At 53.9% G+C, this 26,739-nt stretch carries 27 protein-coding genes and 1 tRNA gene; 10 read left to right on the forward strand and 18 right to left on the reverse strand.

The genetic code is table 11. From position 1 onward, the window contains the following. The first annotated feature begins 392 nt into the window (after positions 1 to 392). Together rpmI and rplT are read left to right on the forward strand one after the other, a co-directional pair. On the forward strand, positions 393 to 590 hold the full coding sequence (gene rpmI / locus EGT74_RS12855) for a 50S ribosomal protein L35 (RefSeq protein WP_109700507.1): 198 nt from the start codon (positions 393 to 395) through the stop codon (positions 588 to 590). A 38-nt stretch (positions 591 to 628) separates the two neighbouring features. After that, on the forward strand, positions 629 to 973 hold the full coding sequence (gene rplT / locus EGT74_RS12860; protein WP_119081000.1) for a 50S ribosomal protein L20: 345 nt from the start codon (positions 629 to 631) through the stop codon (positions 971 to 973). A 597-nt stretch (positions 974 to 1,570) separates the two neighbouring features. On the opposite strand, the gene ispE is transcribed toward rplT, so the two are convergent. The 4 genes from ispE to EGT74_RS12880 all read right to left on the reverse strand — a co-directional run bounded on the left by ispE (position 1,571) and on the right by EGT74_RS12880 (position 4,907). Beyond that, positions 1,571 to 2,377: a 4-(cytidine 5'-diphospho)-2-C-methyl-D-erythritol kinase gene (gene ispE, locus EGT74_RS12865; protein WP_123846995.1), complete on the reverse strand. Its 807-nt coding sequence runs from the start codon at positions 2,375 to 2,377 to the stop codon at positions 1,571 to 1,573. 8 nt (positions 2,378 to 2,385) lie between these two features. Next, positions 2,386 to 2,988 (reverse strand): bifunctional nuclease family protein, encoded by a 603-nt coding sequence (locus EGT74_RS12870; protein WP_123846996.1) that lies wholly within the window; start codon positions 2,986 to 2,988, stop codon positions 2,386 to 2,388. A gap of 170 nt (positions 2,989 to 3,158) precedes the next feature. Continuing rightward, on the reverse strand, positions 3,159 to 4,130 hold the full coding sequence (locus EGT74_RS12875; RefSeq protein ID WP_123846997.1) for an electron transfer flavoprotein subunit alpha/FixB family protein: 972 nt from the start codon (positions 4,128 to 4,130) through the stop codon (positions 3,159 to 3,161). 36 nt (positions 4,131 to 4,166) lie between these two features. Further along, positions 4,167 to 4,907 carry an electron transfer flavoprotein subunit beta/FixA family protein gene (locus EGT74_RS12880; protein ID WP_123846998.1) on the reverse strand — a complete coding sequence of 247 codons (741 nt, stop codon included), beginning with the start codon at positions 4,905 to 4,907 and terminating at the stop codon, positions 4,167 to 4,169. Positions 4,908 to 4,997: 90 nt separating this feature from the next. Here EGT74_RS12880 and EGT74_RS12885 point away from each other — a divergent pair, with 90 nt between their 5' ends. Both EGT74_RS12885 and tilS read left to right on the forward strand, forming a co-directional pair. After that, positions 4,998 to 5,312 carry a tetratricopeptide repeat protein gene (locus tag EGT74_RS12885; RefSeq protein ID WP_123846999.1) on the forward strand — a complete coding sequence of 105 codons (315 nt, stop codon included), beginning with the start codon at positions 4,998 to 5,000 and terminating at the stop codon, positions 5,310 to 5,312. Between the two features lie 9 nt (positions 5,313 to 5,321). Then, positions 5,322 to 6,659, forward strand: coding sequence for a tRNA lysidine(34) synthetase TilS (tilS, locus tag EGT74_RS12890; RefSeq protein ID WP_123847000.1), 1,338 nt, complete (start codon positions 5,322 to 5,324; stop codon positions 6,657 to 6,659). Here tilS and EGT74_RS12895 read toward each other — a convergent pair. Together EGT74_RS12895 and EGT74_RS12900 are read right to left on the reverse strand one after the other, a co-directional pair. Further along, positions 6,639 to 7,256, reverse strand: a complete 618-nt coding sequence (locus tag EGT74_RS12895) for a rhomboid family intramembrane serine protease (RefSeq protein WP_123847001.1) — start codon at positions 7,254 to 7,256, stop codon at positions 6,639 to 6,641. The genes tilS and EGT74_RS12895 overlap by 21 nt on opposite strands. Before the next feature lie 29 nt (positions 7,257 to 7,285). Then, positions 7,286 to 7,759 carry a 23S rRNA (pseudouridine(1915)-N(3))-methyltransferase RlmH gene (locus EGT74_RS12900; RefSeq protein WP_123847002.1) on the reverse strand — a complete coding sequence of 158 codons (474 nt, stop codon included), beginning with the start codon at positions 7,757 to 7,759 and terminating at the stop codon, positions 7,286 to 7,288. 128 nt (positions 7,760 to 7,887) lie between these two features. Here EGT74_RS12900 and EGT74_RS12905 point away from each other — a divergent pair. Then, positions 7,888 to 7,961: transfer RNA gene (locus EGT74_RS12905), tRNA-Arg, on the forward strand. Positions 7,962 to 8,060: 99 nt separating this feature from the next. On the opposite strand, the gene EGT74_RS12910 is transcribed toward EGT74_RS12905, so the two are convergent. Further along, positions 8,061 to 8,627, reverse strand: a complete 567-nt coding sequence (locus EGT74_RS12910; protein ID WP_123847003.1) for a dihydrofolate reductase family protein — start codon at positions 8,625 to 8,627, stop codon at positions 8,061 to 8,063. A gap of 491 nt (positions 8,628 to 9,118) precedes the next feature. Here EGT74_RS12910 and EGT74_RS12915 point away from each other — a divergent pair, with 491 nt between their 5' ends. Continuing rightward, on the forward strand, positions 9,119 to 11,491 hold the full coding sequence (locus tag EGT74_RS12915; RefSeq protein ID WP_246008203.1) for a PDZ domain-containing protein: 2,373 nt from the start codon (positions 9,119 to 9,121) through the stop codon (positions 11,489 to 11,491). A gap of 126 nt (positions 11,492 to 11,617) precedes the next feature. Here the strand turns inward: EGT74_RS12915 and EGT74_RS12920 are convergent, their stop codons facing one another. Next, on the reverse strand, positions 11,618 to 12,070 hold the full coding sequence (locus EGT74_RS12920) for a DUF1569 domain-containing protein (RefSeq protein ID WP_123847004.1): 453 nt from the start codon (positions 12,068 to 12,070) through the stop codon (positions 11,618 to 11,620). A 129-nt stretch (positions 12,071 to 12,199) separates the two neighbouring features. Between EGT74_RS12920 and EGT74_RS12925 the strand changes: the two genes are divergently transcribed. Further along, a complete protein-coding gene (locus EGT74_RS12925; protein ID WP_158618123.1) occupies positions 12,200 to 13,189 on the forward strand; it encodes a GlxA family transcriptional regulator in 990 nt (329 codons plus the stop codon). Positions 13,190 to 13,232: 43 nt separating this feature from the next. Here the strand turns inward: EGT74_RS12925 and EGT74_RS12930 are convergent, their stop codons facing one another. From EGT74_RS12930 to EGT74_RS12945, 4 genes are all read right to left on the reverse strand, one after another. Next, complete coding sequence (locus EGT74_RS12930) at positions 13,233 to 14,201, reverse strand: terpene synthase family protein (RefSeq protein ID WP_123847006.1); 969 nt, start codon at positions 14,199 to 14,201, stop codon at positions 13,233 to 13,235. A gap of 234 nt (positions 14,202 to 14,435) precedes the next feature. Further along, positions 14,436 to 16,124 (reverse strand): ATP-binding response regulator, encoded by a 1,689-nt coding sequence (locus EGT74_RS12935; protein WP_158618124.1) that lies wholly within the window; start codon positions 16,122 to 16,124, stop codon positions 14,436 to 14,438. A gap of 434 nt (positions 16,125 to 16,558) precedes the next feature. After that, positions 16,559 to 17,191, reverse strand: coding sequence for a response regulator transcription factor (locus EGT74_RS12940; RefSeq protein ID WP_123847008.1), 633 nt, complete (start codon positions 17,189 to 17,191; stop codon positions 16,559 to 16,561). Then, on the reverse strand, positions 17,181 to 19,175 hold the full coding sequence (locus EGT74_RS12945) for a sensor histidine kinase (RefSeq protein WP_123847009.1): 1,995 nt from the start codon (positions 19,173 to 19,175) through the stop codon (positions 17,181 to 17,183). The genes EGT74_RS12940 and EGT74_RS12945 overlap by 11 nt, the downstream gene beginning before the upstream one ends. Before the next feature lie 162 nt (positions 19,176 to 19,337). Between EGT74_RS12945 and EGT74_RS12950 the strand changes: the two genes are divergently transcribed. From EGT74_RS12950 to EGT74_RS12960, 3 genes are all read left to right on the forward strand, one after another. Further along, the gene (locus EGT74_RS12950) at positions 19,338 to 19,808 is read left to right on the forward strand and encodes a hypothetical protein (RefSeq protein ID WP_123847010.1); all 471 of its coding nucleotides are present in this window, start codon (positions 19,338 to 19,340) and stop codon (positions 19,806 to 19,808) included. A 296-nt stretch (positions 19,809 to 20,104) separates the two neighbouring features. Beyond that, positions 20,105 to 20,530, forward strand: a complete 426-nt coding sequence (locus EGT74_RS12955; RefSeq protein ID WP_123847011.1) for a 6-pyruvoyl trahydropterin synthase family protein — start codon at positions 20,105 to 20,107, stop codon at positions 20,528 to 20,530. A gap of 27 nt (positions 20,531 to 20,557) precedes the next feature. Then, complete coding sequence (locus EGT74_RS12960; RefSeq protein ID WP_123847012.1) at positions 20,558 to 21,007, forward strand: RrF2 family transcriptional regulator; 450 nt, start codon at positions 20,558 to 20,560, stop codon at positions 21,005 to 21,007. Position 21,008: 1 nt separating this feature from the next. Here EGT74_RS12960 and EGT74_RS12965 read toward each other — a convergent pair whose 3' ends face one another. Genes EGT74_RS12965 through nosZ form a run of 6 tightly spaced genes read right to left on the reverse strand, consistent with a single transcriptional unit; the run spans position 21,009 to position 26,732 of the window. Further along, positions 21,009 to 21,773 carry an ABC transporter permease gene (locus tag EGT74_RS12965; protein ID WP_123847013.1) on the reverse strand — a complete coding sequence of 255 codons (765 nt, stop codon included), beginning with the start codon at positions 21,771 to 21,773 and terminating at the stop codon, positions 21,009 to 21,011. Next, entirely contained in the window at positions 21,767 to 22,486 is a 720-nt protein-coding gene (locus EGT74_RS12970; RefSeq protein ID WP_123847014.1) for an ABC transporter ATP-binding protein, read from the reverse strand. The genes EGT74_RS12965 and EGT74_RS12970 overlap by 7 nt, the downstream gene beginning before the upstream one ends. Further along, positions 22,483 to 23,706, reverse strand: a complete 1,224-nt coding sequence (locus EGT74_RS12975; protein ID WP_246008204.1) for a nitrous oxide reductase family maturation protein NosD — start codon at positions 23,704 to 23,706, stop codon at positions 22,483 to 22,485. The genes EGT74_RS12970 and EGT74_RS12975 overlap by 4 nt, the downstream gene beginning before the upstream one ends. Beyond that, entirely contained in the window at positions 23,706 to 24,113 is a 408-nt protein-coding gene (locus tag EGT74_RS12980) for a nitrous oxide reductase accessory protein NosL (RefSeq protein ID WP_158618125.1), read from the reverse strand. The genes EGT74_RS12975 and EGT74_RS12980 overlap by 1 nt, the downstream gene beginning before the upstream one ends. After that, entirely contained in the window at positions 24,110 to 24,697 is a 588-nt protein-coding gene (locus EGT74_RS12985) for a hypothetical protein (RefSeq protein ID WP_123847016.1), read from the reverse strand. Before EGT74_RS12985 ends, EGT74_RS12980 begins: the two co-directional genes overlap by 4 nt. 55 nt (positions 24,698 to 24,752) lie before the next feature. Continuing rightward, entirely contained in the window at positions 24,753 to 26,732 is a 1,980-nt protein-coding gene (gene nosZ, locus EGT74_RS12990) for a Sec-dependent nitrous-oxide reductase (protein WP_123847017.1), read from the reverse strand. Positions 26,733 to 26,739: the final 7 nt, after the last annotated feature.

The raw sequence follows: 26,739 nt of genomic DNA on the forward strand, positions 1-26,739 counted from the left end.
ACTGCCTTGAGGGCAGCGCTTTGCTGTTTAAATAATGTGTTTTGAACAATGAGGAGCTTTGGATAATGCGCCCCTTTTTACAGGTGTAAATAATCGTTTTCATAGGCTTCGGTGTTCGGTACTTTCAATAGGTATGGAACGGATTTGAATTAAACTGAAATTAAAATTAATGATAATATAGGGAATATCAAAAATACAAATTTGTCGTACTGCGGCAAAAAAGCACGTTATGAATGTTTATAAAGTATGGGCGGTTTGAAAGTCAATTCATTATTGGGGTGGAAAAAATGTTAACTTTTTTTGGTGCTGCGGGGAAATAATTGATTTTTTTTGTGACATGTGTGACTTTTATAAAATAATTAGCTACCTTTGCAGACCAAATTCGTAGTATAATGCCTAAAGTAAAGACTCATAGCCGTGCGAAGAAGACGTTTACGGTGACCGGCAGCGGAGCGATCAAACGCCCGAAAGCTTACAAAAGTCACTTGTTGACTAAAAAGTCCAACAAAAGAAAGCGTTCACTGAGAGGTAGTAGCCTGGTGGCTGATGCAAATCTGAACCTGGTGAAGCGTATGCTCGTACTTCGCTAATCACATTAATTCATTAAACAAGTTTTAAAAAGCATAACATGCCTCGTTCAGTAAACGCAGTTGCGTCCAGAGCCAGAAGAAAAAAGATCTTAAAACAAGCGAAAGGCTTTTACGGTAAACGTAAAAACGTTTATACCGTAGCGAAAAACGTTCTGGAGAAAGGCCTCACTTATAGCTATGTTGGTCGCAAACTGAAGAAAAGAGAATACCGCACCCTGTGGATCGCACGTATCAACGCTGCGGCAAGGGCGGAAGGTCTGACTTACTCCCAGTTGATCCACAGACTGACAGAAAAACACATTGGCCTGAACAGGAAAGTTCTGGCTGATCTGGCCATGAATGAGCCCGAAACCTTCAAAGGCCTCGTAGCTTCTGTAAAATAAGGATTACAATACTTCAAGTATACAAGAGCCGGTACGTTCGTTACCGGCTTTTTTGTTGCCCGGTGACTCCGCTCAGCGCTCACAGGGGCTACCGGCAGGTTTCCTCAAAGCCCCGGCACCGGTTTCAACGAAGGATCAACGAAGCTTCCCTGGGGGATGAACGAAGGAATAGCGGAAAAGTGTAGGTTCGTTGAAGGTTCGTTCGTCCTTCGTTCATCCTTCGTTGAACACCGTGCAAATGCCCGCCCGGTAAGGGGCGTTTTCCTGATTATCCGGCTGGTGGCGGGTTTGCGGTGGGCGTTTTTCCATGTTTCCCGCAACGGGATATCCCCTCCGGTATCGAAATATGCGCTTAGTGCGTTAAAATAAGGGTAGTTTTCAGAAAAAACGACTATAAGTCATTGATAATTCGTGTGTTGAATGTTTTCCTACAACGCGTTCCGGGCGAAAACACACACTTCCTACCTGCCATCCCGGGAGTAAGCCTTAAGTATATCCGAAGTAATATGCAGGGGGCAGGAAGTCCCATGCTGGCTGGACCGGTCAAACCGGAGGGCATTATAAGTGACCAGGGGGCCTGTGGACAGGTGTGCGACTTCACAGCCGGAACACCCTGTAATGCTCTTCCCATCTCATTTCGGGGATCTCATTTTTGGGGAAAAGCCCTATTACAGCCGATCCACTGCCACTCATCGCGGCAAACACGGCGCCATGGCGGTACATTTTCTCCTTGATGCCGCCAATCACAGGGTAGGCGGCAAATACCGGAACTTCAAAATCGTTGACAAGGGTGTCTTTCCAGGAGGCGACGTCGTCCCAGTTCACTTCGCCGAGCGGTACCGCGGGCGGGCCGGGTGTGATCTGGCTGAAAGCCCAGCCGGTATTGACGTGGATACAGGGGTGCACCAGTAAAAACGACCAGGCGTCGAGGCGGAGCGGGAGGGGCGTCAGGATTTCACCGCGGCCTTTGGCGAGGCAGGGCTCGTTCCGGATAAAGAAAGCGCAGTCGCTCCCCAGTTGGGCGGCGTAGGTTTCCAGGGTTTCGGTGGAAAGGCCCAGGTTGTAACGGCTGTTCAGGATCCGGAGCATAAAAGCACCGTCTGCCGAACCGCCGCCGAGGCCGGCGCCGATGGGAATATTCTTATGCAGGTGAATATGAACGGGGGGCAGTTGCGGGAAGTCCTTTTTCAGCAGCTCGTATGCCTGCCGGCAGAGGTTGTGGTCCGCTTCGCCAGGTATTTCTATCCCGCTGTGGGAAAAGATCGGCTCTTCGGCGGTGACGATTTCCAGGGCGTCGCATAAGGGCAGGGGATAAAAAACGGTTTCCAGGTCGTGAAAACCATCGGCCCGCTTTTGCAGGATGTGTAAACCCAGGTTGATTTTACAATTGGGGAAAAGGACCACGGGGCGCGTTATTTACTTTTTCGGCTATTGATCTCGTCGCGGATGGCGATGGCGCGGATGTAGTCTTCCTGCTCCAGCACCTCCTGGAGGAGGGTATTCAGCTCTTCGAGGTTCAGGGCTTTCAGATCGTCTTCCGCTCCCTTTTCATGCTCTGAAATGGCCGGGCTCCCCGCCGGTTTGGACGTTTTCTTGCCAGCCGGGTCGTCGAGCAGGATGCCGGCGCTGTTCAGGATGTTCTCGTATGTGTAAATCGGGCACCCGAACCGTACCGCCAGCGCGAGGGCGTCGGAAGTACGGGAATCGATCTCGATGGTATCGTCGTTGTTGGAACAGATCAGTTTGGAGTAAAAGATGCCTTCCTGGAGGTTGCTGATAATAACTTCATGCAATTCAACATTAAACGCATTCATGAAGTTCTTCATCAGATCATGCGTCAGGGGGCGGCTTGGTTGCATTTTTTCAAGGGCTACGGCAATGGCTTGCGCTTCAAACCCCCCGATCACGATAGGCAAACGTCTCAATCCGTTTACTTCTCCCAGCACCACGGCGTAAGAGTGGGTTTGTGTAATACTATGCGACAAAGCAACTATTTCCAATTCTATTTTTCTCATACTGTCATTACGCGTTAGCGCTCACGTTTATTTCGGAGTAAGATGTGAAGTTAGAAAAATAATCGATATCTAAAAAGCATTGGCCGTAGACTATTGGCAACCAGGGATATTTTAAGCGCCAGGGCACCGTGACAGCCGTTCCGCGGCCAATGCGATGTAATGCGATATAATCAGTTTCCTTTATACTTCTTAACGGCCTCCGTGAGCTTCGGCACGATTTCGAAAGCGTCGCCCACAATGCCGTAATCCGCCGCCTTAAAGAACGGTGCTTCGGGGTCTTTGTTCACCACCACGATCACTTTACTGCCGTTTACGCCGGCCAGGTGCTGGATGGCCCCGGAAATGCCGATGGCCACGTACAGGTTGGGGCGCACGGTGAACCCGGTCTGTCCTACGTGCTCATGGTGCGGGCGCCAGCCGGAATCGGCCACGGGGCGGCTGCAGGCGGTGGCGGCTCCCAGCGCATGGGCGAGGTCTTCCACCATGCCCCAGTTTTCGGGCCCTTTCAGGCCTCGGCCGCCGCTGACCACGATCTCCGCCTCGGTGAGCGGCACTTCGCCGGTGATGGTTTCGGCCTTCACCACTTTGATCCTGAAATCGGTATTGTTGATGGCAGGACTGAAAGCCTCTACCGTGGCGGTACCACTGCCGGCCTCCAGGCTGAAGGTGTTGGGCAGCACGGATACTATTTTCTTTTCGGAGGTGATATTGACGTTGGCGAAAGCTTTGCCGGAAAACACGTTTTTCTTCACGACGAAGCCGTTGGACGTGTCCGGCAGGGAGATGGCGCCTGCCACCAGCCCGGCTTTCAGGTTTGCGGACAGCTGTGGCGCAATGGCGCGTCCGGAAAAATTATGGGAGAAAATGATGATCGCGGCATTCTCTTTGGCTACGGCTTCGGCCATCACTTTGGCGGCCACGCCGGCTTCCGGCTCGTTGAGGCGGGCATCGGCCGCATGCAGCACCTTTTGGGCGCCATATTGGCCTAAAAGGGCCAGTTCTTCGGCGCCTACTTCGCCCAGTACCACCGCGGTTGCGGACGTACCGGTCTGCTGTGCCACTTTGGCCCCGTATTGTACGGCTTCCAGCGCTGATTTTTTGATTTTCCCCTGAAACTGATCGGCAAATATGATGACAGACATTCGAGTTCGTTTAGATTGAATAAAAAATAGGGCTGCTTAGATGACTTTGGCTTCTTCGTGCAGCAGTTTCACCAGTTCTTCCACGTTATCCGCGGCGATCATTTTGACGCCTGCTTTGGCGGGCGGCAGCTCGAAGGCCACGATGCCGGTGAGGTGGTCGGCCGCAACGGGCTCGATGACTTTCAGCGGCTTGGTACGGGCCGCCATGATGCCGCGCATATTGGGGATGCGGGCCTCGGCCATTCCTTTCTGGCAGGAGATCACCACTGGCAGGTTGACTTCCACGACCTCTTCGCCGCCTTCGATTTCCCGGCGGAGGGTGGCGGTTTGCCCGTTAAGGTCGAGTTTGGAGGCGATGGACACAAAAGGCAGGCCGGTCAGCTCCGCCACCATGCCCCCGATGTTGGAGCCGTTATAATCGATGGTTTCTTTACCGGTGAAAATGATATCGTAGCCTTCCTGTTTGGCATGCGCCGCAATCTGGGAAGCAATGTAAAAACTGTCCGCACTGTCGGCATTCACCCTGAAAGCCTCGTCGCCGCCCAGCGCCAGCGCCTTGCGGATGACAGGCTCCGTATCCGCGCCGCCTACCGTGATGAGATGTACGGTCGCGCCCTGCGTTTCCTTCAATTCCAGCGCCCGCACCAATGCATACCATTCGTCGTATGGATTGATAATAAACTGCACGCCTGCCTCACTGAATTTCGTGTTGTTGTCCGTGAAAGCTATTTTTGCAGTCGTGTCGGGCGTTTTACTGATACATACTAAGATCTTCATAACCGTTACTGTTTTTAATAAAAAATGCAGTGTAGGCAAATATATGGGATTTAGGTATTCAGCCCGTTTGGTTTTAAAATTAGAATGTACATGGACAGAATAGCACAACTGAAGGCCTTTTTGGAGGACAGTCCCAACGACAGTTTCCTGCAGCACGCGCTGGCGCTGGAATACATCAAACTGAACGACGACGCTGCCGCCCGCGGGGTATTCGAAGCGCTGCTGGCAAGGGAGCCCGGTTACGTGGGCTCTTATTATCACCTCGGCCGCCTGCTGGAACGCACGGGCGAGCGCGATGCCGCCATCGCCGCGTACGAAAAGGGGATGAGCGTGGCCAGAGCGGCGCGCGATATGCATGCCTACAACGAATTACAGGCGGCTTATGAAGACCTCACAGACGAATAACTCCCACCCATGATCGAACAATTCAAAGCATACATCGCAGCCGAACGCCTTTTCGACCCTGCCGCCCCTTTGCTGCTGGCGGTGAGCGGCGGGCTCGATTCCACCGTGCTGGTGCACCTGTGCGTACAGGCCGGCCTGCGCGCGGAAGTGGCGCATTGCAATTTCCGGTTGCGGGGTGGGGAATCGGACCGCGACGAACAATTCGTGCGGGCGCTGGCGGCCACTTACGGCCTGCCTTTCCATGTGCAGCATTTCGACACCGACGCCTATGCGGCCGGACATAAACTGTCCACCCAAACCGCCGCCCGCGAGCTGCGGTATGCGTGGCTCGAAGCACTGCGCAAGCAGCAGGGCCTGGCATTCATCGCTACCGCCCACCATATGCAGGATAATGTGGAAACCTTCTGGATGAACATCTCCAAAGGCACGGGCATGACCGGCATGCACGGCATCCTCCCGTTGCAGGGAAAGATCGTGCGGCCCCTGCTGTTCGCCACGCGGGAAGAAATTGCCGCCTATGCCGGGGCGCACGGGCTGCAGCATGTGGAAGACAGTTCCAATGAAACGGACAAGTATACACGAAATTATTTCCGGCACCAGGTATTGCCGAAACTGGAAGCCGTATTCCCGGAAGTGGTAAAAAACACCGGCGCCACGATCCAGCGCATGCGCGAGGCGGAAACCCTTTACCGGCAAGCCGTTGAAGCGCAGCGGAAAAAGCTGGTGGAACAGAAAGGTGCGGAGTTTTTCATTCCCATTCTCAAACTGCGGCAGGCCGAGCCGCTGGCCACCATGCTCTATGAACTGCTGAAACCCTTCGGGTTCAGTGCGTCTCAGGCCGCGCAGGTGCAGCAGCTGCTCGACAGCGAGCCCGGCAAATGGGTGGCCTCCGCCACGCACCGGCTGGTGCGCGACCGGAAGTGGCTCATCATTACGCCGCTGGAAGCCGCCGTATCGGCGCATTTTATCATCGAAGAAGGGCAGGAGCAGGTACTGCTGCCTGGCGATATGGAAATCTCCATCCGGGTGAGCGCCGCTGACGGCGAGGCATTGCCGGCAGCGCCCGACATCGCCAGTCTTGATAAAAGTAAATTACAGTTCCCGCTGCTGCTGCGTAAATGGAAGCAGGGCGATTATTTTTACCCGCTGGGCATGCAGAAAAAGAAAAAGCTCAGCCGCTTTTTCATCGACCAGAAACTATCGCTGCCCGAGAAAGAAAAGGTATGGGTGCTGGAATCCGCGCAACGCATCGTGTGGGTGGCGGGTTTACGGATCGACGACCGTTTCAAGGTGACGCCGGCCAGCAAAGAGATCTGCAGGCTGCAGTTAAAAATGCGGCTGCATTAATTTGGCGACGAAGAGTTTGAACAGTTCCGGTTTGAGGACGATCGGGAAAATGAGGCCCAGCACCGCTCCCCAGAAATGCACGTCGTGCCCGATATTGTCCATGCCGCGCTTGGACATATACCAGGAATACCCCAGGTACAGCACCGCGAAAATAACGGCGGGAATAGGGATGATCCCGAAGGGGTAAATCGTGTACCAGGGCTCGAATACCACGATCGAAAACAGCACCGCCGACACCGCGCCGGAAGCGCCCACAGCCCGGTAGCCGTAGTTGTCTTTCTGCCGGAAATAGGTAGACACGCCCGGCAATACCAGTCCCAATACATACAGCAGCAAAAAATACAGGTTACTGCCGAAAACCGCGAAGTAGATCTGTTCCATGGCCCGCCCGAAAAAATACAGGGTGAGCATGTTAAAGATCAGGTGCATGTAATCGTTATGCACGAACCCGCCGGTGAGGAAACGGTACCACTGTTTGCGTTCCTGGATCATGTAAGGCCAGAAGCTCAGTTTGTCGATCTGGTCGGGCCTGCCGAACGAGGTAATGGAAACAAGGGCCGTAAGAATGATAATGATGAGGGTTATGGATAAGTTCATGGTTTGCTGGCGTTAAGCTGTAAAAATAGTCATTGATGATGATATTTCTCATGATTCAGTACCGTATAGGCCCGGTAAAGTTGTTCTGTCACGATGAGGCGCACGATCTGGTGGGGGAACGTGAGCGCGGAAAGCGACAGTTGCGTCTGCGCCCGCTGGAGCACGGCGGCATCGAGCCCGAAAGCCCCGCCGATGAGCACGATCAACTGGCGGGTGCCGGCGTTGGCGCGCTGCTGTAAAAAATCGGACAGCTGGAGAGTGGTCATCGTTTTTCCCCGTTCGTCGAGGGCGAGGAGATAATCCTGAGGCTGGAGCATATCGAGGATAATTTTTCCTTCCTGCTTTTTTAATTCCGGGATGGAAAGGCTGGCCGCCTGTTTCACGGTCGGGATCAATTTTATCTCGAAATCGGTGTAATGCTGTAATCTTTTTTGAAAAATTTTTATGCCGTCACTGATGTAGGCGTCATTTTCCTTACCGATGCTCCAGAGCTGTATTTTCACGGGTTTCAGCGTTTTAGATGTGAGTTCAAAAGTAAATGGAAAAAATAAAACGCGAAGATTTTTTGAAAAAAGATTTGCAGAAATGAAAATTCTCCCTACATTTGCATCCCGTTCAACACAATACGAATGGCTCTGTAGCTCAACTGAATAGAGCATCTGACTACGGATCAGAAGGTTTCAGGTTTGAATCCTGACAGAGTCACAAAAGAACGAAAACTAAAAAAAGGCTGCAGATATGCGGCCTTTTTTTATTGTATAACATGCTGTTTCCGTCCGTCATTTTATTCCCTTGATTCCGAGCCTATACCGGCAGGTATTTATTGAGGATTTTCCAGTTCTTATAGACGGTTGAGCTCTCCAGTCTGAGCAGTTTCTGCTCGCTGAAAATCGAAAGCCCTTTCCCGATGGCCACCGGGCTCACGAAAAAATAATATTCATCAACAAGGTCCAGGCTGATCAGCGAACGTACAAAAGTGGCACCGCCATAAACCATCAAATCCTTGCCTGGTTCTTTTTTCAGCGCCTGTATGGAAGTAGCCAGGTCGCCGTTTTCCACTTCCAGGTTCCTGCCTTTGATGGCAGTTTGCGTGCGGCTGAAAACAATCTTGCGCATATTGACCATTCGCTGCGCCAAAGATTGTTCCGGACTGTCCGGCTGGTTGTCGACCACATTCTCCCAGTGCTCCACGAATTCCCGGGTCATTTTGCGTCCCATCAGAATGATATCGCAGCTATCGGCCAGTTCAATTACTTTCTGCATGCTGGACTCATCCTGTTCGCCGGGCAGCCACATCCAGTCCAGCTGGCCTTCGGGCCCGGCAACAAAACCGTCGAGGGTTATTTGCACCTGTAATTTTAATTTTCGCATGTCAATGGTTTTAAAAAATGATGATGTTCCTTTCTGTTACAAATATCCGCAGACGGTTTGTGATATTGGGGGGATAAACGCGACAAATGGGAGGTGATTTGCGAAAAAAAGGTTAACAACAGGTACAGCCCGGTGCATTCACCGGGCCGTTGTCAGATCGCCGGGCTTTCATGCTGCGATCGGGAAAGTGCGGTGCCGGATTGCAAAACCGGCTGTTGTTTAAGATCGCGGGGTTTGACGCAGCGGTTGGGAAAGGCTGGTTTTCAGTGTACGCTAATGCGGGATTGCGGCGTCCGCTTCCCGCTGATGAAGGTGCCCAGCCAAATATCCTATTATGATCGGTGAATTTTGATGCATTCCGGCTTTGCAATTTGATTTACCTTGATGATGGAACGAACAGTGAATACCCACAACCGCCAAGCAGACGTGGCTTATACCGGATGTGGAAATGACCAACAACATCCGACTTATTAAAACTCCCGATGAGAGATATGACTACGAAGAATTTATTGCGACGCAAATGCCTGGGCGCCCTGGTGATGCTGCTGCTCGCGCAGCAAAGCCTCCGGGCGCAGACGGTATTGTATGTTTCGCCCACGGGTAACGACCAGCAAAAAGGCACTTTGCAGCAGCCTTACCGCACCTTGCAGCAGGCCGTTAACAAGGCGGCGGCGCAACAGGGCACGCAGGTGCAGATTCAGCTGAGAGGTGGTACGTATTATCCCGACAGTGCCGTGCTCATACAGGCAGGCGCTTTCCGTTCGCTGACGATCGCTCCTTACAAAGGAGAGTCCGTAACGCTGAGCGGCGCCCGGCCCGTGCAGCCGCAATGGGAAGCCTATAAAAACGGCATCTGGCAGGCGAAGCTGCCGCTCGATGTTGCGCCGGACAGGCTGTTCATTAACGGAAAGCCTATGCACATGGCGCGTTATCCGAACTACGACAGCAGCGCGCGTATATTGAACGGCACCGCCGCCGATGCGTTGAGCGAGGCAAAGGTGAAGGGCTGGCAGCATCCCGCCGGCGGTTACGTACATGCGTTGCATGCGGGAGAATGGGGCGGCATGCATTTCAGGATCACGGGCAAGAAAGGGGATGATCAGCTGGAAATGGCTGGCGGATGGCAGAACAACCGGCCATCGGCCCCGCATAAAAAGTCCAGGTTCGTCGAGAATATTTTTGAAGAACTGGATGCGCCGGGGGAATGGTATTACGACAGCAGCCGGCAGGTATTGTACGTGTACCCGCCCGCGGGGGTAAGCCTGCAAGCCGCCAAGATAGCCGTGGCCGGCCTGGAGCAGCTGCTCATGCTGAAAGGCACGAAACAGAAGCCGTTACAGCATGTGACCATATCGGGCATTCGTTTCGAACATACCGCCCGTACGTTCATGCGGACGGATGAACCGTTGCTTCGCAGCGACTGGGCGATTTTCAGGGGCGGTGCTATTTTATGCGAGTACACGGAAGATGTCACCATCCGGCAATGTGTATTCACGGGGCTGGGCGGCAACGCCGTTTTCTTCAGCAACTACAACCGCCATGGCAGCGTAAAGGACAATCATATTTTTAATATCGGTGCGAGTGCGGTGGCGTTCGTGGGAGCGCCGGAGGCCGTGCGCTCACCTGCCTTCCGGTACGAAAAATTCGTGCCCTGGAACGAGATGGACTATACACCCGGACCGGCCAACGATAATTACCCGGCGGAATGTTCGGCTGAGGGGAACCTGGTGCATCACATCGGTGAAACCGAAAAACAGAGCGCCGGCGTGCAGATAGAAATGGCCAGCGACATCACGGTATCGCACAACACGATTTATAACGTGCCGCGCGCGGGCATCAACATCGGCGACGGCTGCTGGGGCGGGCACATGATCAGTCATAACGACGTGTTCAATACAGTGCTTGAAACAGGCGATCACGGGGCGTTCAACTCCTGGGGCCGCGACCGTTTCTGGCGCCCGGAAAGGCGTATCATCGATTCGATCGTGGCCGCGCGCCCGTCGATCAAATTCCTCGACGCCATGAAACCCACCGTTATCCGCAACAACCGCTTCGCCTGCGATCATGGCTGGGATATTGACCTGGATGATGGCTCCGGCAACTACATCATTGAAAACAACGTGTGCCTCAGCGGCGGCCTCAAACTCCGCGAAGGGTACGGCAGGGTGGTGCGCAACAACATCCTCGTGAATAATACCTTCCATCCGCATGTGTGGCTGGCTAATAGTGGCGATATTTTCACCCGCAACGTGGTGACCCTGCCGTATGCGCCCATCGGCATGGAGCATTGGGGAACGCGGATCGACAGCAATTATTTCCTGTCGGCCGCGGCATTGGAGGCGGCGAAGGCATTGGGCGGCGATGCGCATAGCATCAGCGGCGCGCCGGGATTTATCAACGCCGCCGGCGGCGACTACCGTTTTACATCTTCGGCTCCGGCCCTGCAACTGGGCATCCGGAGTGTCGACGATCATTTCGGTGTAACCAGCCCCGCCTTGAAAAAGATCGCGAAAAAGGCGCCTGTGCCCACCTTGCTGGTAAAAGCAATGGAAGTGGCGGGAGAGCGAAAAGAATGGCTTGGCGCAACACTCAAGAACATTGAAACATTGGGCGAACGCTCCGCGGCCGGTTTGCCTGACCAAAGCGGCGTACTGGTGCTGGCCGTGGCGCCCGGTTCACCCATGGCGGCGAGCGGGCTGCAGAAAGGGGATGTGATCAGGAAACTGGGAGACAACGCTATAGCCACGGTGACGGACCTGTTGCAGGCTTACCAGCAGCATCGTTGGATGGGCCGTTCCAGCGCGGTGATCATCCGCAACCAGGCAGAACAAAAGATCAGTTTGTTGTTGAAAACGGCAGATTGAGCGACCACAACATAACATGAAGGGCCGGGGTTTTCTCCGGCCTTTTATTTATCCGGCCGGTGGCATATCGTGCAAATCCGGTTCGCAAAAAGGCCATGTTTCGCAGCAGCCGGAAGATGGCAGGCCTTATGCCCCGAACTGCCGCAAATGATGGTCCATATGTTTGTACACGAAAATACCCAGGTCGTCGGTTTTCATTCTGCCGAAAAAATCGTGGATAAAATCGTGGTTGGAAAAGCGCCCGTATTCGGCGATCTGCTCCAGCCAGCGCTTTTTCAGCAGCTCGAAATCACCGCCCTGTTCCTTGATCGTAAAATGGCGCCCGGCCGGCATGCCCTTCTTCATCGGGTTATCGTTTTTCACCATTCCTTTCAGGGCCATCCTGCCGAAAAGCAATCCTAAAAATTCCTGCTTGTTGGGCGTCTTCTTTTTACCCAGCACCCAATCGTTCCAGAGGGTGCAATGCCTCGTCATCTGGTAGAGGTTCATTTTGCCCCATTGTGCGGTATTCCTGTCTGTGAGCGTGCTGATTCGCTTTATCAGTTCTTCTCTTGCGGTTTGTTCGAATATTGTCTTCATAACTTTTTGTTTTCAGGTTTCTGATGTAAAAGTAGACCGGCTTCCGCAGCCCGTCACTGTGTTAAAGTGACATTGAACGGTGGATTTTGTGCCTTTTTGTATAAATTTGGTTATATCTGCACCATGCATATGAAACACATATCACTGATCGTATACGACGATGTGTTGCCCGCGGCGGTTTTCAACACGGCAGCCTTGCTGACCAGCGCCAACGACGCGGCCGCAAAACAGGGAAATCCCGCCCCGTTCCGGATAGAACTGGTAGGGGCGCATCTCAGGAAAACGCAGATGAACCTGCCCGTGCAGCTGCATTACACCAGAACCATATCCGATGCATTCGATACCGACATCGTGATCATTCCGCCGATGAGCACGGAGCCGCAGGACATCAGCGCCATGCTGGCGGACAATCACCAGCTCATCAGCTGGATAAACGAAAAATATCACCGGCACGCGCAGATCATCAGCCTATGCACGGGCGCCTACTTCCTGGCGGAATGCGGCCTGCTGAACGGCTTGCCGGCTACGTCCCATTGGGGCGCCATGGAAGATTTGCGGAAAAGATATCCTTTGATCCATTTCAAATCCGACCATGTGGTGACGCACGCCCAGGCCATCATCACCGGCGGCGGCGGATTTTCATCGTTGAATGCCCTGCTGTATTTCATAGAAAATAACTGCGGGAAGGAAATTTCGGTGGCATTAAGCAAATTCTACGCCCTGGATTACGGCCGCACTTCCCAAAGCGTCTTCACCGTGTTCTCCGGGCAGCGCCAGCATAACGATCCGGAAATACACCAGGCCCAGCGTTACATCGAACAGGAGTTCAAAACAGACATTTCGGTAGAGCAGATCGCCCGGGAGGTGAACATGAGCAAGCGGAATTTCATCCGCCGGTTTAAAAACGCCACGGCCCTGAACCCGATCGAATTCATCCAGCGGATAAAAGTGGAGGCCGCCAAGAAAGCTTTTGAAGTGGGAGAAACGAATATTGCGGCGGTTACCTACAGCGTGGGGTATAACGACTTAAAAACTTTCAGAACGGTATTCAAGAAAATCACCGGGCTTACGCCGGTTGAATACCGGAACCGGTATAACACCCCGATGATGGTGAATTAAAAAAATGGGGCCGCCCCCTTATCTGAACAGCCCCTTCCTTTTCCTAAACGGCAGCTTCCATGAGATAGTGTTCCCTTACTTTGTGTGTGCGTACGTGTTCTTCGTACTCGTACTGGTAGCGGGATGTTTCATAATCGCTCCAGTCGATGTTGGCGCGCATGATGTTTTTCAGCCCTTCCACATAACGGTGTAATTCCATTTTCATCACCGGGCCTTCGTTCGGCAGGTACCGGCAGAGGCGCATGAATTGTTTCACCTGGTCGTCGTGGATCTCGCAGGCCCTGACGATCGCTTCCTCCATGGAAATATTTTCCTCATGGCTCAGCAATACCACCAGGTTGTGATAATCGCCGTGGGCGATTTCCTTGCTCAGTGAAAACAGGTCGTTGGCCCAGCAGACGGTGTTGCGGCAAAGTGCGGTGAGCTCCTGGAGCAGCGGATGCTCGTACATTTTGCGCGGGAGCCTGATTTTGTCGACTACGGCGATGGTGTCCGTAGCGATGTTGGCTGCTCCGAGGTATTGCCGCTGCTCCATGTAATCAGCGAGCAACGGCCATTTGCCGGCTTTTACGTTTTCGTGCTGCCAGATGGCCGCAGTGAATATCGCCACGATGCTTTGGATGAAATCGCGCTGCCAGCTGCGGGAGCTCATTTTTTTCATGCGCTGCCATAGCTCGGCGAGCGCCACGAATACCGGGTTGCCGGACTGTTCGCCGTATTTCGGCTGCCGGAGCACACGGATAAAACCATCGATCATGGCCTTTACCTTTTTATCGCGGTTTTCCGGCGATGCGCTGCTTTCCTGGTGGTCGAGGTAATCGTCGAGCAGGAACAGTAACGTATTCAGGTCAGTGAAGGCGCAAAGCTCTTCCAGGCCGGCATTCGGGAACATGCGTGCTACCATCCAGGCAAAACCTTGCCGGCGGTAGTGGTTCAGGTGCTCTTCTGAACGCACGAGGCCAAAACGCATCAGCCAGTCGGCCGTGTGCTGGTCGGCCGTTGCTACATGCATGTTAATCAGAGATGGAAACGGGCAATAGAGCCGCCCGGGGAGGATGACTTTCGACATAATGTACATCTTTTAAAGGTTATTGTAATATGCGTGATTGTATGAATATAAATATATCCATTATGTATCATGCCTAAAAGATGCACATCCAAATATTGGTCTAGAAAATTAGGGAGGTCTGCTGAAATAGGGGCGCAGTGGGGATAAACGGAAAAATGACCCTGGAATGGCAGACGGTCAGTGCCCGGCCACGTGGAGCACCTGGGAGATCATGGCCTGTACTTTGGGGAACAGTACCGGTTTGGCCAGGAAGCCGGCAGCGCCGCGGCGGGCGGCTTCATCCTGGTCTTCCTTGAATACGCTGCCGCTGATGATGATCACGGGAATCCGCTTCAGTTGGGCGTCGCGCTTGAATTTTTCGAGCAGCACAAGGCCCCTGGTGTCTGGCAGGTCCATATCCATGAGAATGAGGTCCGGCTTGCTTTCCGAGGCTCTTTCAAAGCCTTCGCCGCCGGTCAGGCATACGGTTGTTTTGGCGCCGATGCTGCCCAGGTATTTGGCCAGCAGTTCCGCGCTCATCCGGTCGTCGTCGATGATGATCACCGATGCGCCGGGCGGAATGGGGAGCCGGGCAGCCGGGAGCTCTTCTTTTTCAGGCGCGGTGGTGGCGGGAAGGGGCAGGGTGGTGGTGAAAACGGTGCCTTTGCCCGGTTCGCTGTCGGCAACAATATTGCCGCCCAGCAGTATTGCCAGGTTTTGGGCAATATGGAGGCCGAGCCCCGTGCCGTATTCGTTGGAGGGCCGGGTACTGTAGAATGCGTCGAAGATGCGACGCACCTGGTCCTCGTTCATGCCAACACCCTGGTCACGCACTGCCAGCGTCCACTGCCCGTCCCCACTGCCGATATCGACGAAAATCTGCCCTTTGGGAAAAGAGAATTTGATGGCATTGGTGATCAGGTTGTTCAGGATCTGCATCACGCGGATGGGGTCGAATACCAGGATTTCCGGCACTTCGTCTCCCACGGTGGTGACCACGGACACCTGTTTCAGGGCCGCGTGCTGGCTGAAAATGGCCGTGGTATCGGCCAGCCAGTTGCGGATGTTGATCTTTTTAAGCGTGGGCTCGTGCACATTGCCGCTTTCTATCTTGGCCAGCTCCATCACGTTGTTGATAATCTCCAGCGCCATATGCGACGAGTGGTAGATGCCGCGGTGGTATTTCGGGAGATCGGCGGGACTATACTTTCCTTCATACAAAAACTGGCTGATGCCATGGATGGCATTCAGCGGGGCGCGCAACTCGTGGGTAGTTTCCCGTACGTACACGCTTTTGGAGGCGCTGACCTGTTCCAGGTCGCGGTTGGTCTGCTGTAGCTGCAGCACCAGGCTCCGGCTGTTCCTCTCGTAATAAAACAATACCATACCGTTCAAAAACAGGATAGTGGCAATCGAGAGGGAGCGGAACAATACATGGAGGTCCGTATTAATGGCCACCGGCTCAACGAAATATGTATAATTGTTCACCTCCAGCAAAAACATGGTAAGGCAGGTCAGCAGGATACAAACGATGCGGATGTTCTTTTCCCTGAAGAGCAACAGGGGCGTGCCTACGAGAAATACCGCCATCAGTTGCGCATCGATGATCTTGCCCAGCAGGATGCCAAAACAAAGCGTGGCCATGCATTGAATGAAATGAGATAACAAGGCGGCCAGGAAGTACTGCCGCAGGAAATTGAGCAGGATGACGGCGCCGAAAAGGGCGGTTTCGATCAAAGCCGGATACAGTATCAGCTCACTTTTGGAAAGGATGTATAAAAAGATACCGATGAAAAAAGATAATGAACCGGTTACAACACTTACGACGTTGGTAGTTCTGATGCGTTTATTGAGGTCTTTGTTATTGGTGTCTGCTCCAGTACCCAAGAGTTTAGCGAGCGCAGGAAATTTAGCAGGAAGGTGCATGGAACAAATCTGTTAGGGTTGTAGATTGACTATTGTAATTTAAAACAAATAATGCTTCCGGATAGCTGGTTTCGTGAATTGCATAAATTTATTGCCGGGGCTAAATTAATAGAAATTAGTATATCAAGCAAGTTGCATTTGAAAGGGGTTGAAGGAACGCGAACTAACTGAAATCAAGCACACAAGGATGTTTGTATGTACTGCCGGTATGCTGCATGGCTATTATGTAGCACAAACCGGCATTCTTGTTTGTGATCCGGGGAAATGTAATTATCGTATGCATCACCCATTTGCCCAAACACCAAGAAACACATCCTGACGATATTCATCTGGACGGCATTGAGTACCGGTGGGCAATATCTGGGAGGAATGGGGGGAAACCTTCCGCAAAAACACTACAGGAGCCGCTGCTGCACCGCAGCCATGATCAGTTCCGCTACATTTTTCACCCCGAATTTCTGCAGCAGGTTACGCCGGTGGGTGTCTACGGTGAGCGGGCTCACGTTCAGTTCCCCGGCCATCACGGCGGTGGTTTTGCCGGCGGCGATCAGCTGCAGGATCTGCTTCTCGCGTTTGGTCAGCGGGGGGACTTTTTTAAGCTCGTTTTTGGAAGGGCGGGCGATGATCTCCTTTACTTCGCGGCTGAAGGCTATTTCGCCCCGTAACGCCTCATTCAGGCTATGCCGCAATTCTTCCGCCGACACGTTTTTCAACAGGTAGCCGCTGGCGCCGTTTTGCAGTATCTCCAGGATCATGCTGCGCTCCGCCTGGTTGCTCAACGCCAGCACCACCGTGTCCGGCGAGAGTTTTTTGATTTCCTTGCAGAGGTCGATGCCGTTCACGTCCGGCAGCATGATGTCGAGCAGCACGATGTGCACGGGATGTTTGCGGAGGTACGCCATAAAATCGTTCCCCCGGAAAAAACTTTCCGTGATATGGATGTCCGGTTCGCCTTTCAGCAGTGTTCTGAGCCCTTCGATCACAACCGGATGGTCGTCTACAATGGATAATATGATTTTACGCTTCATCGCCTATGGTCAATTCAATGTTAATAGTAGTGCCGTCTCCCGGGGAAGAGGTGATGTCCAGTTTGCCCTGCAGGTAGTTTACCCGGTTGCGGATGTTGCTGAGGCCGGCGCCGGCGTACTGCGCGGCGGTATCGAACCCTTTCCCGTTATCTTCTACGGTCACAAAAAACGCGTCGCCGTTCTGGCTGCATTGCAGCACCACCTCGCTGGCCGCCGCGTGGCGGATGGCGTTGGAAAGCGCCTCCTGTACGATGCGGTAGATGGTGACCTGTGTGCTGACGGGGATGTTCTTTTCGATCCCGAACGCCTGGAAATGGATATCGGTATCTGCGGTGGACATGGACTCGCTTAAATCGCGCAGCGCAGTTTCCAGCCCGAATTTCAACAGGTTTTCCGGCATCATGTTCCGTGCAATTCGGCGCAGTTCCCGCACCGAACTGTCGAGCTGGCTGATCACCCCATCGAGGGATGCGTGCGGTGTGTGGCCATTGACGCCGGCGGCCATGCCGGACAGTTTTATCTTGACGCCTGCCAGCATACCGCCCAGTCCGTCGTGCAGGTCGCGCGCCACGCGGCTGCGTTCCCTTTCTTCGCCCTCTATCATGGCATGCGAAGTGGCCAGCTGTTGCTGCTGTTCCATTTCCTTGAGCTGCTGCCGGTAGTTGATTTCCTTTTGTTCCGCCAGTTTCCTGTTATTGCGGGAGTAAAACACCGTGAATACGATGGCGGCCAGCAGCAGCACGCTCGCAGCCGCCAGGAGCCACACCGTTAAGCGGGTGTTGCGCCCGCTCAGCGCGGCTTGCCGGCTTGCAGCTTCCAGCGCCGCAATTTTCTGCTGGTGCTCAGCGTTGCGGAATTTCATCTCCAGTGCGGTGATCTCGCTTTTCAGGCTGTTGGTATGGATGCTGTCGCTCAGCAGGCTGTAGCGTTTCTGCCACTGGTAGGCGAGGGCGGCGTTGCCCAATCCTGCATACACATCGGCCATCCCTGCGTAGAGGAGCTGGCGGTTGGTGGAAATCCGCATCATTTCCGGCTGCTCCAGCAGGTATTGCAGCGTGTGCAATGCTGGCGCGTAGTTTTTTGTTTCGTACAGCGCATAGAAACGCTGCAGCTGCAGGCGCTGTTCCTCATACCGCCTGCCCAGCCGTCGGGCCAGCGGAATGCCCCTGCCGAGCCCGGCCAGCGCCTTCGTGTATTCGCGGGTGTTATTGTAATAAAGACTCTCGGCCGCATAATAATCGAGCCAGTATTCGGAATCCGGGTGGGGCGCCAGCAGGGCGCGGATGGTGTCCAGCACGGGTTTGACGAGGTGGTTTTTACCGGCCAGGCTGTAGTTCTCCGCCAGCACATTATAGGTGGAGATGAGCTGTTCCACTTCCCCGTGGCCGTTTTTCAATACCCTGACGGCGGTCAGGATGTAAGGCTCCGCCACGTCGAACTGGCCGTTGTTTTTAAACACGTTCGCGATACCGAGGTAATTTTTACCGATGAGGGTGCTGTCGCCCGCCCGCCGCGCCAGGGGAATGGCCCGGTTGATCATGATGTCAGCAAACTGTTTCGGGTCATCCTTCAGCTGCCGGAGTGCGCCATACCGGTGGAGGTTCCTGGAGCGCATGATCCAGGCGTCTGTGTTATCGAATGCGCTGAGCAGTGAATCGGCGAGGAGATATTCGGCTTCCGCCTGTTCGGGGTTGGTGAAGGAGCGAAGTACGGCGGCATAATAATGATAAACGGCCCGTACGTAAGGATATGACCTGCCGGCGAGGCGCCCCTGTTCAAGGTAGCGGGCGGCGCTGCCGGAATCGGTGAGCGCCAGGCGCTCGGATAGCCGGAAAGCCGTGATGGCCCGGTCACTGTCTGACGTGCTGCGCTGCAGCGACGCCTTCAGGCTGTCTGTATACAACGTATTGTTCAGCCGGGTTTGCGCCCTGCCTGTCAGCACCGTCAACAAAGCAACCAGTAATACGCCATAAAACTTCGCCATCCCGTAAAATTCAATACAGCATTCAAATTAACCAAAAAACGCTCAAAAAATACTGATAAACCAGTAGAAAAAATACCCGATTTATGCGGATTGTCGGTGTTTGCGGGTGGGTCTAACTTTGGGTTGTAAAACCAAACCGAATATATTATGAACATGCAGCGTATGACTAAAGTTAGCTTATTCAGATGGAAATCATTGATGTTGACCACGGCTTTCGCAGGCGCAATGCTGGCTTTCAGCGGTTGCGGAGGAAAAGACGACCCGGCTCTTCCGACCAGCCGGAATTTTAAATTGACGGTTTCGGCTACCGGTCTGTCTGCAACGGACTACGACGGTGCCACCATCGCCGTGGCGGGCTCCCTGCTCTCCAGCACGGAAAGCACCCTCTGGAAAGTAAACGGCCAGGTACGGAACAATGAAAAAGGGATATCGTTCACCAAAGCCGAACTGCTGGCAGGCGGCACCTTTGTGCTCGAATCCATCCGCCCCCTGGCGGTGATCGACGTCACCGTATCCTGCACGAACTTCAACGAACCGTTCAACCTGAAAATAAAAACCGAAGTAGACGGCCAGGTGAAAGAAAACATCGACCAGGCCGTGACCAATAGTTTTGAGAAGCATTGGCAATACTAAGCTGCCATGCATTTGTCTATAAAATAGCTGCCAGGGTTACAACGCCTTTATCTTCATGTAAACTCCTTATAAAGTGATTTAGAACGGAAGCTTGCCTGAGGGGATAAGGACGGCAAACGCAACAAACTCCGGTCTTTTGCCTGCAATCAGAGAAGGTGATTGCTTTCAAGAGGTCCGGGGTTTTGTTTTGTAGCCGGTTGCACCGATGCCTGTAAAGACCTGCCGGCGTTTCTTTTAAATAAAAAGATAATCCCATCCTTTATTGTCGTACCTTTGCGGGCATAATATTATTGACGATGCTCCAGGTGACTAAAATATTCCGATTCGAAACGGCGCATGCGCTGCATGGGTATAACGGCCCCTGCAGGCTTATTCACGGCCATTCCTACCAGCTGCATGTAACTGTGCGGGCACAGGGGACCAACACCGGCTACTTGCCCGCCCCGGGCATCCTGCTGGATTTTAAAGACCTGAAGCAGCTGGTGAACGAGGCGGTGGTGAAGCAGCTGGATCACCGGCTGGTCTTGTCAGAAGCCTACCTCCGGGCCAACCCGGACACAGCCATGGAAGATAACCTGCTGGTGATGGAAGCGGAGCCCTCCGCCGAAAACCTGCTGATTTTCGCCCGCAACGCCATCGGCGACAAACTGCCGGAAGGGGTGGAGCTGGCGCGGCTGCGACTCTACGAAACGGTCGATTCCTACGCCGAGTGGGTACAATAATTATTTTTCACGGGTAATACTGTCCATATGTTATCGAAATCAGCGGAGTATGCGCTCAGGGCTACGATATACATTGCGTTAAAAGGTTCGGCGGACCATAAGCTGGGCATCGAGGAAATTGCCAGTGCGATCGATTCGCCGCCTTCGTTTACGGCCAAGGTATTGCAACAGCTTACCAAAAATAACGGGGTGATCAGTTCCGTGCGAGGCCCCAACGGCGGTTTCTACCTGACCGATGCCGCACGCCGGCTGCCGGTGCGGGCGGTGCTCGAAGCGGTGGGGGAAGACGGCATCATTACCAAATGCGTGCTGGGATTAAAAGAATGCTCAGAAAGCCGGCCCTGCCCTATGCACGAGCAGTACCGGTCCATCAAAGTGCAATTGCGCCAGATGTTCGAGAAAACAACGATCGAGCAGCTGGCGGCCGACTTCGACAAGGGAAAACTCACCATCGGCAACCGCCCGCCAAAAAAATAATTTACAGGTCTTTTCTGCGGAACACTTTTACTGCAAGCAGTAACGGGGCTGCCGCCCAGAGCACCAGGCTGATCACGGAATATATACTGCCTGCCGGCGTTCCCAGGAATTTTTTGAACAACGCCCCGGAATATCCCATCAGTACCGCCGCATCCAGTTGCAGCAACATCAATACCCTCGCCAGATCCACCGGGTTGAGGGTGATCAGCCCGATCAGCACCTTGTCCACCGGGTAATCGCTGAAGGCATAGATAAAAAACATCACCAGCCCGTCGAATAACAGCGTAAAGAACAGCGACACCACGATGGCGGCGCCGATGCCTTTGGTTTTATCTTTCATCAGTACGAACGCGAGCAACGCCAAAGCGGTGAATATGCAGTTGAGCAATACACCGGCGCCCAACAATATCAGGGCAGGCCCGGTGGGCGCGAGTATCAGCAGCGGAATACCCACGCCGGCCATGAAGGCTGCAGACAGTGAAAACGCCATGCCGGCATAACAGGCCATGAGCACACGGCCGCGCTTCACCGGCTGCGACAGCAGCAGTTCGATAAATTCCAGCGAATTAAAAAAGTAGATGGTGGCAAACAGCGTGGTGATGACGGGCACGAACAGCAGCGTCACATTCAGCAGGCTGAGCAGTCCCCGCGCGTTTTCTTCGAGCCCCAGCAGGCTGGCGGAAAGTGCGGCCAATACAAGGGCGTAAACGGCGACCGACCTGTTCTTGAGCAGGTCGATCAATACATATCTGGTGATCGTCAGCATGGGATCATTTTTGGCGCCTGCATGATGCGGGCAATTATCCTGTTCAGTTTTTCTTCTCCCGTGGCGGACCGCAGGGATTCGACGCTTTCGTGGAAGAGCAGCCGGCCGTCCTGCAGGTAAATGACATGACTGGTGAGGCCGTCGAGATCGCTGAGCACGTGCGAGGTGATGAGTATGAGTTTTCCATGGTCCCGCTCGTCCGCGATCTTTTCCTTGAGCAGCTCGCTGGATACGGGATCGAGGCCGGCAGTGGGCTCATCGAGAATGTAAATATCCGGCCTGAATAGAAAAGCCAGGCAGGCGCTCACTTTCTGCCGGGTGCCGCCGGACAGGGTGCGCATTTTTTTATGCCGGACGGCGTGCAGCCCGAAGCCGGTATACAGATCTTCGTCATAATCCGCCGCGCCGCCGCGCACCGCCTTGATCATGTCCAGCACCTGTTCGATGCTCATATTGTCCGGGTAACGGCCGATCTGCGGCATATACCCAATGCCCGCGCGGTATTGTTCGCCGGCGCTGATGACCTGGCCGTTGATGGCGATGCTGCCTTTTTCGGGAATGGCCAGCCCGAGGATGGATTTGATCAGCGTGGTTTTGCCGGAGCCGTTCGGCCCCAGCAGCGACACGGCCTGGCCTTTCTCCAGCGTCAGATGGATATTGTCCAGCGCCTTGAAGCGGCCGAATGTTTTGGTGAGATGTGTTATCCTGATCATAAGTTCCATTTTTTTGTGCGGGGCGCATCGTCGCGCAATTCGCCCGGCGTCAGCACCGGCATCATCTTCTCGGCCTGGTCCATCATGTTCGTCAGGAAGCTCCGGTACAGGAGCATTGCTGCCGGTATCTTCTCGGAGAGCACGCTGTACACGCTTACGGGGTAATAGGGCACATCGCCCTGTCCGTCGCGGCCGAGATCATAGCCTTCGTATTTGTCCCAATAGTTGGCGTTGAAAGTATTGAGCATCATGGTGCCGTTGGTGGCCACGTCGAATGAATTCTGCACGAAGTTGTTCATTTTTATCTGGTTGCCTTCGCAATTGGCCTGTACGCGCATCGCCCAGCCGTTGGCGGAAAATTCGTTACCGCTGATGTGGATGCGGCTGCTTCCTTCCATGTAAATGCCGACGGTGTTCTGCTGAAACCTGTTCAGCAGGATGCGGCTGTCGCTGATGTCTTTGAGCAGGATGCCGTAAGCGGCGTCGCCCCAGTTATGGTCGAAGAGGTTTTTGTACATGGTGACGCCTTTCGTGTACATCACGGCCACACCGGCGCCGTTATTGCGGAAAGTATTGTGGCTGTAGGTATCGTTATGTGAAAACATAAAATGAAGACCGTACCGCACGTTTTGGCCGGATACGTTCCGGTAGATGTGGGAATCGGTCACGAATTCGAAATAAATCCCGTCGCGGTGCCCGGAAATCCCGTTGCGCTGCACCAGGAGGTGATGGCATTTCCAGGCGTGAATGCCGTTGCCGGCCGAAAGCTCGTCGGCTGCCGCCGCCCGGATGTGGTTGCCGGTGATGATGCAATGCGAACTGTTCTGCAGGTAAATACCGTAGGTGGTATTGATGAGCCTGCAATGGGTGATCTGTACGCCTTTGACCTGCTGCAGGCGGATGCCGGCCATGTCCGTCATGCTGCTGCGGCCGGTGTTCTGTACGGTGATGCCCTGTACGCGCACGCTGTCGGCGGCGATGATGAGCACCTGGTATTTGTTTTCCCCGTCGAGTACGGGGAAATGACCACCAGTGATCGTCAGTGCTTTCCGCACCACGATGTCGTGCTGCCGGTAGATGCCCGGTGCGAGCCAGACGGTATCACCCGGTTGCGCCGCATCCAGCACCGGTTGCAGCGGGCGGTCCGGCGTGGTTTTGATCAGCGCGGCCCGGGTGGCGGCGGATAGCAGGAGGCATATCAACAGAAGCCGGCACATCATTATGGTAAATTTTTCCAGTCAAGCAATGGAAGCTGCAGGCTGTCTTTGAAATGCGCCGCATCCGCGGGTGACGCAAAGGCTGCTAAATTGCCGTTCATCGGGCTGCCGAACGATTCGTGATGCAGGTACACCGCCGTGACCGCATCCAGCGGAGCGTCCGACGTGCCGGTGTAGTCGCAGACAAACAGCATGCTGCCCGGCAGTTCCGCTTTGAACGCCCGAAGGCAGCTGATATCGTCGAATTTGAACACCTTGCCTTTGGGTGTGATGATTTCCGCCGCGAAACGCTTATCCATGATAGTCATTTTGCAATGCGCACAGGCGTCTTTCCCGTATTCGACGGGCTCAAACACCCGGTTGCAGGCAAACAACGCACAGAGCGCCATCAGTATCAGCATGTGTTTCATACGGTTTTTGATTTTGCGCGTTTCCATTCGTAGCATGAAACGGCGGTGAGCAAAACAACGGCGGTAATGAACAGCCAGCCGCCGAGGTCGGGCTGCGACAACGCCTCGAAATTCAGCATCTTTTTATACCCGATCAGCGGGGGCTGGTACGCCATGCCCGGTACCTTGATCGGGGCGGTGGGGTCGAGATTGTGACCGTAGTCGTATTCCCATTTCCAGAAGTCGTACATCGACAGGATCGCCATGCCGATCAGCAGGCCCGTCCAGCCGTAATACAAGCCGCGGCGGTTGCGGATGAACACGAGCAGGCCCAGTCCGCAAAACACGGCCAGGGCAATGGGGAGGTAAACAAACTCCCGGAAGTCTTCTTTATGGATGGTCTTCATCCCGATGTAATGATTCAGCCCGTTGATGATATCTACCTCTCCTTTTACGTCATTGATCCATATCTGCATTGAAATGCCTTCGGGGTATTGCGGGGCGGCCAGGTCGATGCGCCACATGGGCGCCGCCCAAAGCGCTGCGATACAGCCGATGGCGAGAAAAATGCTGATTTTTGCCACTATGCTTAGCTTGTTGTTCATGAGTCGTGAAGATGGTGCAGTACAGCACGGAGGCTGTACTGCACGGTTGAAATAATTACCTGGCCGCTACTGCGCGGGCAGTGTCTTCCGTTCCGGTGCCCCATTTGAGCGGAACGCTGCTTCCTTTGGGGGATACCCGCAGATAGCCCTGCATTTCCTGGTGAAGCGCGGAGCAGAAGTCGGTGCAATAGAAAGGATACACCCCAGGTTTGGCCGGCACGAACTTCAGTGTGTTCGTTTCTCCCGGCATGATCAACAACTCTGCATTAGGGGCGTGTTTGACAGCGAAACCGTGGGGGATGTCCCAGTCCTGTTCCAGGTTGGTCACATGAAAATATACCTCGTCACCCACCTGCACGCCTTCGATATTATCCGGGGTGAGGTGCGAACGGATGGCGGTCATGTATACATGCACCACGTTGCCTTCGCGCACCACCTTGGTGGCTTTTTCGCCGGCGGAGAGGTAAGGATGTTTGTTTTTGGCGATATCAAAGAACTTCACGCTTTGCGCTTTGATCTTTTCAGCAGGGATGGCCTGCGCATAGTGCGGTTCGCCGATGGTCGGGAAGTCGAGCAGCAGCTGCATCTTTTCCCCGTCTATCGCATACAGCTGGGCGCTTTGCGCAAGCTCTGGACCGGTAGGCAGATAGCGGTCTTTGGTGATCTTGTTGTATGCCACCACATATTTTCCATACGGTTTTTTTGTATCGCCGCCGGGCACCATCAGGTGACCGATGGAATAATAGGTAGGCACACGGTCGAGCACTTCCAGGCTTTTGATGTTCCACTTCACGATCTCCGACGATACGAAGAAGGAAGTATAAGCATTGCCGGATGCATCGAACTCCGTATGCAGGGGGCCGAGGCCGGGTTTCTTCACCTCGCCGTGCAGGGCGGCTTCGTATTTCACGACGGGAATGCCGTTATATTCACCTTCAAACGCCTTGTCGGCAATCGCTTTTTCGAACTTCCTGTAAGAGAATACGGGGATGAGGGCCGCCAGTTTACCGCTGCCCACGATGTACTCGCCGCTCGGGTCCACATCACAGCCGTGTGGTGATTTCGGGCAGGGGATTAGGTAAACGAAATCTTTCAGCTCTTCCGGGTCCAGCGTCAGCACTTCCTTAATGATTTCAGAAGTGGCGGAATGCGTTTCTTCGTTAAAGGTGTTATGATAATATCCGGCCGCCATCTTTTTGGCTTTGCCCGCTTTTACATATTCCTCCGCCTTTTTCCAGTTCACGGCCACGATAAAGTCTTTGTCTTTCTGGGAAGCGTTTACTTCCAGTAAAGTGCTGGCCTGTTCGGTATTGTAGGTGGAGAAGAAAAACCAGCCATGAGAAGGGCCTTTACCGGCGCGGCTGAGGTCGAGGTCCATGCCCGGCAGGATGATCTGGAAGCTCACCTGCATGTGGCCGGTATTTTTGTCGATGCCGATGAAAGAAGCGGTGCTTTTAAAGTTCTTTTTGTAAGAAGCATTGTCCAGTGCCGATTCCTGGTTGCCGATCGGTATGGAAAAACGGGTGCCGGCGATCACATATTCGGTGTTTTCGGTGAGGAAAGGGGACGAGTGGTTACCGCCGCTGTTGGGCAGTTCGAGAATCTCCATCGTTTTGAATGTTTTCAGGTCGATGCGGGCCACGCGGGGAGAGTTGTTGGCATTGGCAAACAGCCAACGCCCGTCGTGCTCGCCGTTGGTCTGCGACAGCGCGAGATGGTGCTGATCGTCCCAGGGCACAAATCCATGGGAAGTCTGCAGCATCGGTTTGCTTTCTTCGCTGTACCCGTACCCGTTTTCAGGGTTGACGGAGAATACGGGGATAAGTTTGAGCAGCCGGCCGGAAGGCAGGCCATACACGGATACCTGGCCGTTAAAACCGCCCGACACAAAATTATAGAGCTCGTCGTATTTGCCGGGCGCCACATATGTACGTGCCGCCGCATCGCCCGACACTGCAGATGCCGTATTTTTCATCTTGCAGCCGGGCATGGCAATAGCCGCAGCTATTATCAGCAATAGCCAATTACTTTTCATAACAGAT

This window comes from Chitinophaga lutea, from assembly GCF_003813775.1.
Classification (GTDB): domain Bacteria; phylum Bacteroidota; class Bacteroidia; order Chitinophagales; family Chitinophagaceae; genus Chitinophaga; species Chitinophaga lutea.

Coding starts and splice junctions, on each gene's coding strand:
- EGT74_RS12875 (WP_123846997.1), bottom strand. CDS start 4,130: ATGTCTGTCATCATATTTGCCGATCAGTTTCAGGGGAAAATCAAAAAA.
- EGT74_RS12885 (WP_123846999.1), top strand. CDS start 4,998: ATGGACAGAATAGCACAACTGAAGGCCTTTTTGGAGGACAGTCCCAAC.
- EGT74_RS12980 (WP_158618125.1), bottom strand. CDS start 24,113: ATGAAACACATGCTGATACTGATGGCGCTCTGTGCGTTGTTTGCCTGC.
- EGT74_RS12955 (WP_123847011.1), top strand. CDS start 20,105: ATGCTCCAGGTGACTAAAATATTCCGATTCGAAACGGCGCATGCGCTG.
- rpmI (WP_109700507.1), top strand. CDS start 393: ATGCCTAAAGTAAAGACTCATAGCCGTGCGAAGAAGACGTTTACGGTG.
- EGT74_RS12975 (WP_246008204.1), bottom strand. CDS start 23,706: ATGATGTGCCGGCTTCTGTTGATATGCCTCCTGCTATCCGCCGCCACC.
- tilS (WP_123847000.1), top strand. CDS start 5,322: ATGATCGAACAATTCAAAGCATACATCGCAGCCGAACGCCTTTTCGAC.
- EGT74_RS12940 (WP_123847008.1), bottom strand. CDS start 17,191: ATGAAGCGTAAAATCATATTATCCATTGTAGACGACCATCCGGTTGTG.
- EGT74_RS12915 (WP_246008203.1), top strand. CDS start 9,119: ATGACTACGAAGAATTTATTGCGACGCAAATGCCTGGGCGCCCTGGTG.
- nosZ (WP_123847017.1), bottom strand. CDS start 26,732: ATGAAAAGTAATTGGCTATTGCTGATAATAGCTGCGGCTATTGCCATG.
- EGT74_RS12910 (WP_123847003.1), bottom strand. CDS start 8,627: ATGCGAAAATTAAAATTACAGGTGCAAATAACCCTCGACGGTTTTGTT.
- EGT74_RS12920 (WP_123847004.1), bottom strand. CDS start 12,070: ATGAAGACAATATTCGAACAAACCGCAAGAGAAGAACTGATAAAGCGA.
- EGT74_RS12970 (WP_123847014.1), bottom strand. CDS start 22,486: ATGATCAGGATAACACATCTCACCAAAACATTCGGCCGCTTCAAGGCG.
- EGT74_RS12965 (WP_123847013.1), bottom strand. CDS start 21,773: ATGCTGACGATCACCAGATATGTATTGATCGACCTGCTCAAGAACAGG.
- EGT74_RS12945 (WP_123847009.1), bottom strand. CDS start 19,175: ATGGCGAAGTTTTATGGCGTATTACTGGTTGCTTTGTTGACGGTGCTG.
- EGT74_RS12870 (WP_123846996.1), bottom strand. CDS start 2,988: ATGAGAAAAATAGAATTGGAAATAGTTGCTTTGTCGCATAGTATTACA.
- EGT74_RS12930 (WP_123847006.1), bottom strand. CDS start 14,201: ATGCATGTAGCAACGGCCGACCAGCACACGGCCGACTGGCTGATGCGT.
- EGT74_RS12880 (WP_123846998.1), bottom strand. CDS start 4,907: ATGAAGATCTTAGTATGTATCAGTAAAACGCCCGACACGACTGCAAAA.
- EGT74_RS12960 (WP_123847012.1), top strand. CDS start 20,558: ATGTTATCGAAATCAGCGGAGTATGCGCTCAGGGCTACGATATACATT.
- rplT (WP_119081000.1), top strand. CDS start 629: ATGCCTCGTTCAGTAAACGCAGTTGCGTCCAGAGCCAGAAGAAAAAAG.
- EGT74_RS12985 (WP_123847016.1), bottom strand. CDS start 24,697: ATGAACAACAAGCTAAGCATAGTGGCAAAAATCAGCATTTTTCTCGCC.
- EGT74_RS12950 (WP_123847010.1), top strand. CDS start 19,338: ATGACTAAAGTTAGCTTATTCAGATGGAAATCATTGATGTTGACCACG.
- EGT74_RS12895 (WP_123847001.1), bottom strand. CDS start 7,256: ATGAACTTATCCATAACCCTCATCATTATCATTCTTACGGCCCTTGTT.
- EGT74_RS12925 (WP_158618123.1), top strand. CDS start 12,200: ATGAAACACATATCACTGATCGTATACGACGATGTGTTGCCCGCGGCG.